The organism is Chitinophaga sp. (assembly GCF_035564935.1).
Lineage (GTDB): Bacteria > Bacteroidota > Bacteroidia > Chitinophagales > Chitinophagaceae > Chitinophaga.
Genome location: NZ_DATMTE010001047.1, coordinates 1 through 10,300, shown reverse-complemented (window position 1 = coordinate 10,300; position 10,300 = coordinate 1). Strand labels below are relative to the sequence as shown.

General features: G+C 46.0%; 9 protein-coding genes. 8 read left to right on the top strand and 1 reads right to left on the bottom strand.

The genetic code is table 11. The annotated features are described in order from the left end of the window. The first annotated feature begins 38 nt into the window (after positions 1-38). The 3 genes from VN105_RS27240 to VN105_RS27230 all read left to right on the top strand — a co-directional run bounded on the left by VN105_RS27240 (position 39) and on the right by VN105_RS27230 (position 3,171). On the top strand, positions 39-1,310 hold the full coding sequence (locus VN105_RS27240) for an adenylosuccinate synthase (protein WP_325646210.1): 1,272 nt from the start codon (positions 39-41) through the stop codon (positions 1,308-1,310). Between the two features lie 92 nt (positions 1,311-1,402). After that, the gene (locus VN105_RS27235) at positions 1,403-1,852 is read left to right on the top strand and encodes a hypothetical protein (RefSeq protein WP_325646208.1); all 450 of its coding nucleotides are present in this window, start codon (positions 1,403-1,405) and stop codon (positions 1,850-1,852) included. 74 nt (positions 1,853-1,926) lie between these two features. Continuing rightward, positions 1,927-3,171: an anthranilate synthase component I family protein gene (locus tag VN105_RS27230; RefSeq protein WP_325646206.1), complete on the top strand. Its 1,245-nt coding sequence runs from the start codon at positions 1,927-1,929 to the stop codon at positions 3,169-3,171. Here the strand turns inward: VN105_RS27230 and VN105_RS27225 are convergent. Continuing rightward, the gene (locus VN105_RS27225) at positions 3,161-4,075 is read right to left on the bottom strand and encodes a TIGR01777 family oxidoreductase (RefSeq protein ID WP_325646204.1); all 915 of its coding nucleotides are present in this window, start codon (positions 4,073-4,075) and stop codon (positions 3,161-3,163) included. The genes VN105_RS27230 and VN105_RS27225 overlap by 11 nt on opposite strands. A gap of 197 nt (positions 4,076-4,272) precedes the next feature. On the opposite strand from VN105_RS27225, the gene VN105_RS27220 reads away from it, so the two are divergent. From VN105_RS27220 to VN105_RS27200, 5 genes are all read left to right on the top strand, one after another. Beyond that, positions 4,273-5,793 carry a hypothetical protein gene (locus VN105_RS27220; protein WP_325646202.1) on the top strand — a complete coding sequence of 507 codons (1,521 nt, stop codon included), beginning with the start codon at positions 4,273-4,275 and terminating at the stop codon, positions 5,791-5,793. Positions 5,794-5,910: 117 nt separating this feature from the next. Next, complete coding sequence (locus VN105_RS27215) at positions 5,911-6,786, top strand: hypothetical protein (protein ID WP_325646200.1); 876 nt, start codon at positions 5,911-5,913, stop codon at positions 6,784-6,786. A gap of 188 nt (positions 6,787-6,974) precedes the next feature. Further along, positions 6,975-7,667, top strand: coding sequence for a phosphoribosylformylglycinamidine synthase subunit PurQ (gene purQ / locus VN105_RS27210; RefSeq protein ID WP_325646199.1), 693 nt, complete (start codon positions 6,975-6,977; stop codon positions 7,665-7,667). A 36-nt stretch (positions 7,668-7,703) separates the two neighbouring features. Next, positions 7,704-8,159: a protein-disulfide reductase DsbD domain-containing protein gene (locus VN105_RS27205; RefSeq protein WP_325646197.1), complete on the top strand. Its 456-nt coding sequence runs from the start codon at positions 7,704-7,706 to the stop codon at positions 8,157-8,159. Positions 8,160-8,261: 102 nt separating this feature from the next. Continuing rightward, the gene (locus tag VN105_RS27200; protein WP_325646195.1) at positions 8,262-10,295 is read left to right on the top strand and encodes a protein-disulfide reductase DsbD family protein; all 2,034 of its coding nucleotides are present in this window, start codon (positions 8,262-8,264) and stop codon (positions 10,293-10,295) included. Positions 10,296-10,300 lie beyond the last annotated feature (5 nt).

The window sequence follows — 10,300 nt, the reverse complement described above, 5'->3', positions numbered from 1 at the left end:
TTTAAAGCAACAAACCTCCGATATTTAATTAAATCATTATGGTAGACGTTTTGTTAGGCCTGCAATGGGGCGACGAAGGCAAAGGTAAGATTGTGGACTATTTTGCCGGCAGGTACGACGTGATTGCCCGTTTCCAGGGTGGACCAAATGCTGGTCACACTTTGTATGTAAACGGTCAGAAAGTAGTATTGCGCACCATCCCATCCGGTGTATTTCATGATAAGACCATTAACCTGATCGGTAACGGCGTGGTGCTGGATCCTGTGGCTTTCAAAAAAGAAAGCGAAGATATTTCAGCCCTGGGAGTAGATCTGACAAAAAACCTGTTTATTGCTGAAAAAACGCATATCATTGTTCCTACACACCGTGCCCTGGACAAAGCGTCAGAAATAGCCAAAGGAAACGATAAAATCGGCTCTACTTTAAAAGGTATCGGCCCTGCTTACATGGATAAAACCGGCAGAAACGGTTTGCGCGTAGGCGATGTATTATCCCCTGATTTTAAAGCTACGTACGAGAAACTGAAGCAGAAACACCTGCAGCTGTTATGCCAGTACGATATAAATGAATTTTCAGAAGATATTGCCAACTGGGAAACTGAGTTCTTCGAAGCGATTCCTTTCCTGCAGAAAATGAACGTGGTAAGCGGCGAATATTTTCTGAATGAACAACTGAAAGCGGGTAAAAAAGTATTAGCCGAAGGCGCCCAGGGAAGTATGCTGGACGTGGATTTTGGTACTTATCCTTTTGTAACTTCTTCCAATACTATTTCTGCCGGCGTTTGTACCGGTTTAGGTATTGCACCACAGTGGATCAAAGAAGTAATTGGCGTTACCAAAGCTTATTGCACCCGCGTTGGTAGCGGTCCTTTCCCTACCGAACTGCACGACGCTACCGGTGAGGAGCTGCGCGCCGCAGGTCATGAATTTGGCGCGGTAACCGGCCGTCCCCGCCGCTGTGGCTGGATCGACCTGGTGGCACTGAACTATACCTGCATGCTGAGCGGCGTTACCCAACTGGTAATGACAAAAAGCGATGTACTCGACGAATTTGACGAAGTGCTCGCCTGCACCGCTTACGAAATTGACGGAAAACAAACAAAGCAATTGCCCTTCCAGCTTAACGGTCTGGACATTAAACCGGTATGGGAAACGTTTAAAGGATGGAGTGATAAAACTTCTACCTGCCAGCAGTTCAACGAGTTACCAGCGGAAATGAAAGCATTTGTTGCAGCCGTAGACACTTACCTGGGGGTTCCCGTGAAATACGTTTCCAACGGACCCGGACGCGATCAGATCCTTGAAAAGTAGAAGCAAAAAGTAAGGAAAAAAAACAGCAAAAAAAATTTGGCGAATAAAAAAAACTATTAAAACTTTACGGCAAAGAAATAAGGTAACCTATTATGAAATCAAAATCTGATAAAGAGAAAGAGACCAAAAAAACTACTTCTCCTAAGACTGCAAAAGACGCTCCCAAAGCTGCGGCCAAGCCTAAGAAAGAGGTGGATGACGATGATGATGAGGAAGAGGATGAAGATGTGAAACCTTCCAAATCTGCCTCAAAGAAATCAGATAAGTCTGCATCCAAATCCAAACGCAAAGACGACGACGAGGATGACGATGACGATGCAGAGGATGATGACGACATGGATGATGCTTGGGAAAAAGGAGAGGATGATGATTATGATCCTGATTTTGAAGAATTTGACATGCCTAAGTCAAAGGGTAAACGCGGCCGTCCCAGCACAGGTGGCAAGAAAACCGATGATGACGATGACCTGGGTATCGACGATGAATTTAAAGACATGGATCTGTTCAACGATCGTTTTGATGACGACGATGATGATTTTTAAGCATAAAAAACACGATTGTTATCAGGATTTTCCACACTTTTCCGGTTGATAATCAGAAAATATTTAAGCAACAAATGTTGGATTGGGGAAACCAGTTCAACATTTGTTGTTTTTTAGACAATAATAACTACCCTTCCCCATGGCACCGGTATGAAGCCGTACTTGCCGCAGACGCATTGTATACCCTCGAAATAAACGCCGGAAACGCTTTTCCCGCTTTACAGCAATTTCACCAAACGCATGGCGACTGGCTCTTCGGGCACCTTGCCTACGATCTTAAGAATGAAACAGTACCAGGTCTTCAATCCCGGCATTATGATGGGATAGGATTCCCGGACATGCACTTCTTCGTGCCCCGCGTGATCATACAACTGCAAAATGACCAGGTACATATCGGCGGGGAATCCTTCACCCGGGAACACGCACAGGAAATACTCACTGCCGTTTTACATACACCTCCGGGTACAACACGGGTGGTTACTTCCGCAGCGCAGCCACTGCAAAGCCGCCTGGATCATCAACGCTATATTGCTGCAGTGAAAAACCTGCAGCAGCATATCCTGCAGGGCGACTGCTACGAAGTAAATTTCTGTCGCGAAAACTTCGCGGAGAATATAAGTATACATCCCCCGGCTTTATTCACCCGCCTGAATAACTTATCGCCGTCCCCTTTCGCTGCTTATTACCGCCTGCGTGAATGTTACCTGGCTTGTTCCAGCCCAGAACGGTTTATCCGGAAAGAGGGGAATACCGTTATCTCCCAGCCTATTAAAGGTACCAGCAGGAAAGATCCGGATCCAGTTAAAGACCAGCAGCTGCAACAGGGCCTGTTGAACAGTGCAAAAGAGCGCGCGGAAAATGTAATGGTGGTAGATCTTGTACGCAATGATCTGTCGCGCACAGCCATGCAGGGAACAGTGGAAGTAACGGAACTCTTTGGCATCTATTCTTTTGCGCAGGTGCATCACATGATTTCTACCGTTTCTGCACAGCTATCGCCCGGAACGCCTTTCACAGAAGTATTGCGTAATGCTTTCCCAATGGGCTCTATGACGGGGGCGCCAAAAATCAGGGTGATGCAGTTGATTGAACAGTATGAGCAAACCCGCCGTGGGCTTTATTCGGGAGCCATAGGATATATTACGCCGGCAGGCGATTTCGACTTCAACGTGGTGATCCGCAGTATGCTGTATAATGCAGATAACCGTTACCTCTCTTTCCAGACCGGCTCTGCTATCACTTTTTACAGCGATCCCGAAAAGGAATGGGAAGAGTGCTTACTGAAAGCGGCTGCTATGGAAAAAACCGTTACCGGCTAAACAGCTGCTCCATCGCCTCGTTGATGGTAGGATAAGAATACTGGAAACCGGTCCGTTGTATTTTGTCGGCAGAAGCCTTTACACTTTTCAGCACTTCCACACTCATTTCCCCCAATGCCAGTTTAAGGGCAAAAGAAGGTACATAGGTGGTCATAAAGCTTTTGCCTTTTGCCATCCGGGCCATACTGATGATCAGTTCCCGGTTGGTAACGGGGTTGGGGGCTACTGCATTGTAAATCCCTTCCAGCCGGTCGTTTACAATGGCGTTGAAGTACAGCCGTACAATATCATGGATATGTATCCATGGAACAAACTGTTCGCCGGATCCGAGTATGGTGGCAAATCCAAAGCGCAGCGGTTTGTAAAATTCCTTTAAGGCGCCGCCATCCTTGCTGAGCACAATGCCTGTCCGGAAAATCACCAGCTTTTTATCAAGACCGGTCACTTTGGAAATACTTTGCTCCCAGGCATGGGTGGTAGTAGCCAGGTAATCCGTAGCCGGGGGATCTGTTTCTGTGAAGGTATGATCTGAATACTCGCCATAGAACCCGGTTGCCGATGCGCTGATCACCTTCTTTACCTTGTTGGGGAAGTTTTTGAGCGCGGTAAAGATCAGTTCACTGCTTTGGGTCCGGCTGTCAATAATTTCCTGTTTACGCGCCGCCGTCCAGCGTTTCCCGCCCACATTGGCGCCTGCCAGGTGTACTATATAATCTGCCTGTTGAATGGCTTCCTTATCTACAGTTTGTGTTTCTACATTCCAATGGGCGTATGTTACATTTCCGTTGCTGCGTTTATCAGGGCGCCGGGTGAGGATAATCACTTTATAGCCGCGCTCCAGCAGCAGCCGGGTTAATGCCGTCCCTATAAGTCCTGTGCCACCGGTTATAATAACGGTATCCATTCAATAATAGCTGCTTTTAAAAAATAATTTAATAAAAATACACAATAAATCGGGCCTTTTGGAATTTATGTAAAAGCAGGACTTACTGGCTTTAAATAGACAAGTTAATTTCTGAATTTTAATGTAAGTTTGAAAATGGCATCAACAAACGAGCCATCTGCATTATCATAAAAATAATCTGAAATCTATATTACCGCATGCATACGCTATACCGCCTACAATTATTATTGCTGCTGCTTTTCGCCGGCACAGCAGCAATGGCACAGAAGATAACCTATTCTGAACCGGAGAAGGATGACTATAAAAGCACCGAATTTGAGATCATTGGTAAGGTAGCAGGCAATATACTAGTGTATAAAACAGACCGCGGCGACTATGTGGTGTCTGTTTATGATAATGCGATGCAACTGAAAGAAAGGGTGAAACTGGACTTCCTGCCACGTAAAGTGATCAGCATGGACTTTGTGGCCTATCCCGACAGAGTGCTGATGATTTACCAGTTCCAGCGTAAAGATGCCGTGTATAGTTTCTGCGCTACCATGTCGCCGGATGCAAGGTTTGCAGATGCGCCCCTCCTGATCGATTCTACCCGCATTGGTATGTATTCCAAAGAGAACAAGGTGTATTCTGTGGAAGTATCGGAAGACAAGAGCCGTATTATGGTGTATAAGATCAACCAGGATAACGAGAATAACAATATTTTCTATACTTTCCTGTACGATAGTGCCATGAGCCTGGTGAACAACAGCCGCCTGTCTATGCCCATGCAGAAAAGACAGTTCCTCAGCAACTTTAACCTCACCAACACCGGCGACCTGATCTTTAATAAACTGGAACGCACCTCCAACCGCGACTATGTGATCAGTGGAAGTATGGTAGTGAAACGCCCGCTGGTAGACAGCTTTGAGGTTTCCCCGATGGCGCTCAAGGCACAGTTGCTGGATGAAGTGAAAATGAAGCTGGATAACAGTAAGCAAACGGCGCTTGTCACCGCTTTTTACTATAAACAGAAGAGGGGCAACGTGGAAGGGCTTTACCTGTATAAATACGACTATGCCAACTATAAAGCCGTATATGAGAAATCGCAGGTATTCCCCGACGATCTGAAAGTAAATGCCCGGGGCGAATCCAGTACCAATGCCGCTTTTAATGATTACTTCATCCGTAAGATCATTAACACCAGCAACGGCGGATTCCTGCTCACAGCAGAATCGTTTTCCACCTCTTCCCGCTACCAGCCATGGAACCGCTGGAATTATATGTATGGCAGTCCTTATGGCGGCATGTATGCCCCTTACTATTACTCACCCTATTCTTCCATGTATTACAACCCTTATTACTGGAACAATTCACAGGGATTACGCTATCATTACGACAATGTAGCCGTGCTTTCCTTTGATGATGAGGGTAACATGCAGTGGAACAACTTTGTACATAAAAGCCAGTTTGATGATAATGCAGACCTGTACCTGTCTTACCTGATGGTAAACGTGGGCAGCGAATTACGTTTTCTGTATAATGAACTGGACAGGAGAAGTTATATGTTAACAGATGTTAGCCTGGCCCCCGGAGGTAAAGTGAATCGCATGCCCACGCTGCGTAACCTGGATAAGGGTTTCACCTGGATGCCCCGGTACGGCAAACAAATCAGCGCCCGTACTGTGGTGATACCATGCATTTACAGGAATTATATTTGCTTTGCTAAAATTGACTTTTAATCACACCTTTGCACTGTGATAAAATTTTTCCGTTCAGGCAATCCGTTAACGGTATTGCTGTTGTTAATATACACACTGGTTGTTAAGTTTTACTATCTGATCCATCCATCCACCTACATGGCAGACGGATCAGAAGGACTTTTGTATCACCTCCTGGTGAAATGGATGGCCACCTTTACCGGCGGTAGCCCGCTGGTATTTACATCGCTGGCAATATTGCTGCTGTTTTTACAGTCGCTGCTCTTTACCCGTATCATTAATCATCACCGGTTATTTCCAAAGCCTACTTACCTGCCGGCCATGTGCTACCTGCTGTTTACATCCATGCTGCAAAGCTGGAATGTATTTTCGCCGGCACTGATCGTAAACCTGATTATGCTATGGGTATTTACCAGTATAACGGAGTTGTATACACGTACTTCCGCGCGGGATGTGGTATTTAATATCGGCTTTGCCCTGGGAGTAAGCGGGCTTTTTTACTTCCCGTCGGTTATATTCTGTTTCCTGTTGCTGGCCAGTATGCTCATTATGCGTGCTTTCCGGCTGGCGGAGTGGATTATTGCCGTGCTGGGGCTGATCTGCCCACTGTACCTGATGGGCACCTATCTTTTTCTTACCAACCAGATGACCCTGCTCCGCAAGATCCCGAACATGGGAGCCTCCCTGCCTATGATCAGTGATTATAAGGTATGGGGCGCTATGATCGCATGTGTGCTCTTTTTCGTGATCGGGTGGTTGTTGTTGCAGCGTCCGCTTAAGAAAATGCTGATACAGGGCCGGAAAATATGGGCCGCATTGATCATATATGTACTGGTAGCCATCACGGTACCCTTCTTTAATATTCACTTTTCGGCAGCGTACTGGGTCCTGGCAGTTTTGCCGGTCTCCATGTTTGCCGGCAACGTATTCTGGTCGGTCACCAACGACACATTTGCCAATATTATTCACTTCATTTTACTGGCATATGTGATCGTTATGCAATACTTTAGTTAATTTCCTCATTTTAAGGGCCTGATTACCAGTATTTTGTTAAATCAGGACAAACGGCAATGGAAAATTGCGAACGGCGAAGTAATTTTGTCCTTTCCCATTAGTTTTGTCATTCGTAAAAATGGTGGCAAAAATGTGGGGAAAACGTTTTTTAAAAGCATTATTTACACATAAACACAAAACATTTTCAGATGAAATTTGGCGTTGTCACCTTTCCCGGTTCTAATTGTGATCATGATATGATTGATTCCCTGCGTAACGACCTGGGACAGGAAGTTATAGAACTGTGGCATAAGGATAAAGACCTGAGCGCATTCAGTACAGAAGATTGCATTGTATTACCCGGCGGTTTTTCCTTTGGCGACTACCTGCGTTGCGGCGCTATTGCAAAGTTCAGCCCTATGATGCAGAGTGTGATTGAATTTGCCAACAAAGGTGGCCGTGTAATTGGTGTTTGTAACGGTTTCCAGGTGTTATGCGAAGCCGGTTTGCTGCCAGGTGTATTATTACAGAACCAGCACCAGCAGTTCATCTGCAAAAATATATACCTGAAAAGCGAAAATACCACTGCATCCCTTACCAAAGATGTTGCAGGCAGGCCATTAATGATCCCCATTGCACACGGAGAAGGCCGTTACTATGCAGACGACGCCACCCTGGATGAGCTGTTTAAAAACAACCAGGTGTTATTCCGCTACTGCGATGAGTTTGGCAACATTATTGAAACTGCTAATCATAACGGCGCCATCCGTAACATAGCGGGCATCTGTAACAAAGCAAGAAATGTTTTTGGTATGATGCCCCACCCGGAAAGAGCTACCAGCCTCGCCCTGGGAAATACAGACGGACAGCTGATTTTACAAAGTCTTATTAATAATAACTAGATAGATCAAATCAACCAACCAATTAAAAAGAAAAGCATGAAAAAATTATTAACAGCACTGGTTTTATTTGCCCTGCCTATCCTGGCAAGCGCGCAGATAGAGAACCCGGTAAAATGGAGCTTTACAGCAAAGAAGGTGAATGCCACTACCTACGAAGTACACGCAACCGCCACTATCGATGCCGGCTGGCATTTGTATGCACAGGAAGCAGGAGAAGGCCCGGTACCTACCTCGTTTAAGTTCGCCAAAAATCCACTGGCCGCTTCTGTAGGAAAAGTGGAAGAAGTAGGCAAATTGCATAAGTCGTTCGACAAAAACTTTAACTCAGAACTGAAATTCTACGAAAGCACTGTCGATTTCGTACAAAAAGTAACCGTAAAAGGTAAAGCCGCTACCAAAGTAAAAGGTACAGTGGAATTTATGGTGTGCGACGATCATCAGTGTTTGCCTCCGAAAGAAATAGAATTTGCGGTAAGTGTTGGAGGAAAATAAATTGAATCCGGTAACCGGTAACAATACTCGCAAAACGAGTTCCTCAAAAGGAACTCGTTTCTTGTTTTCTCAGATTTATATTATTTAAAGCCTATTGACTATATGAAGCATTTGCTTTCATTTCTGATACCTGTCTTTGCCCTGTTTGCATTCCGTGCAAACGCGCAGGACGCAGACCCGAAGCCTGTTAAATGGCAGTTTTCTGCGGAAAAGAAAAATGACCAGGAATATGCGCTGCATCTGAAGGGCACCATAGATAAAGGTTGGCTCCTGTTTTCCACCACCATGGGAAACGATGATCCAAATACAAGGGTAGCGCTGGACAGCAGTATTAAAGCCACCATTACCGGCATCACGGAAAATGGCAAACTGGAGAACCGTAAAGAACCATTATTCGATAATCTCGAAATCAAATATTTTGAGAACGAAGTGGAACTGGTAGCAGAAGTAAAAGCTACCGGCCCTGTTTCAAAACTTTCCGGCGCCATTACCTATATGGTGTTGAAAGGAGAAGATGCGGTACCGGAAGAAACTACTTTCAGTGTACCCGTAGAAGCGCCGGCCACTGCCAAGGCAGCTGCAGATACCACAGGCGCATCCGCCGCCGGCGATGACGTGGCAGATGATGACGCTTCCAATAAATCTTTGTGGTGGATCTTCCTTGCCAGTTTTGGCGGCGGATTTATTGCACTGATCACGCCTTGTGTATTCTCCATGATACCCATCACGGTGAGCTTTTTCACCAAGCGCAGTGAAACCAGGGCGCAGGGTATTAAGAACGCATTTACGTATTCCCTGTCCATTATTGTCATTTATACTTTGCTGGGCTTCCTGATCACCAAAATATTCGGGGCAAGTGCGCTGAACTCACTGGCCAGCAATGGTATTGCCAATATGCTCTTTTTTGTGATCTTCCTGTTGTTTGGATTCTCGTTCCTGGGGGCTTTTGAAATCAGCCTGCCCAGTTCCTGGGCCAACGTGTCGGACTCCAAAGCCGGTATGGGCAGCATGTTAGGTATTTTCTTCATGGCGCTCACCCTGGCCATTGTGTCCTTCTCCTGCACCGGTCCTATTTTAGGGAACCTGCTGGTGCTGGCTGCAAAAGGAGGGAACTCCGGACCGCTGGTAGGAATGTTTGGTTTCTCATTGGCACTGGCTATACCATTTTCATTATTTGCCCTATTCCCGAGTTTGCTGAATAAGATCGGTAAATCCGGCGGCTGGCTGAATGCCGTGAAAGTAACGCTTGGTTTCCTGGAACTGGCGCTGGCACTGAAATTCTTTTCAAATGTGGATATGGCCTATCACTGGAACCTGTTGGACAGGGAAATATTCCTTGCACTGTGGATTGCCATTTTTGCGCTGCTCACGCTGTACCTGGTAGGAAAGCTGAAGCTGAGCCATGACAGTGATGTGCCTTTCCTCACGGTTACCCGTCTCTGTTTTGCTATTGCCACTTTCACCTTCACCATTTACATGGTGCCCGGTATGTGGGGCGCACCGCTGAAAGGGATCAGCGGATTCCTGCCGCATGAAGGCTCACAGGATTTTAATCTTAATAAATCACTGGTTGATATACAAGCATCCCTGGAAAGTGGCGCAGGAAGCGGTGCTGGTAGCAGCAGCAATATAAACCTGGTAAAACCAAAGAAACTGGTAGACATCCTGCATTCGGAAATCCCCGGTGTGGAAAACCTGTTCTTCAACTATGAAGAGGCGCTGGAAGCTGCTAAGGTGGCCAATAAACCATTGATGCTCGACTTTACCGGCCACACTTGTGTAAACTGCCGTAAGTTTGAGAAATCAGTATTGTCCGCCCCTGCGGTAATGAAAATACTGCGCAACGACTTTGTGGTGGCTTCCCTGTATACAGATGAGAAAACCTCCCTGCCGGATGAAGAGAAGTATGTGTCTAAAACAACCGGTGAAAAGGTGAATAACGTAGGTCAGCGAAACCAGGATATAGAGATAACAAACTTCAACCGTAACTCACAGCCTTATTACATCCCGGTAGACCTGGAAGGTAAGCCGCTGGCGAAAAAGGGCTATGGTTATGATCCAAAAGAAGACGTGGATGCCTTCGTAAAATATCTCGAAGAAGCAAAAGCGGAATTTGCAAAACGTCATGCGAAATAAATAAC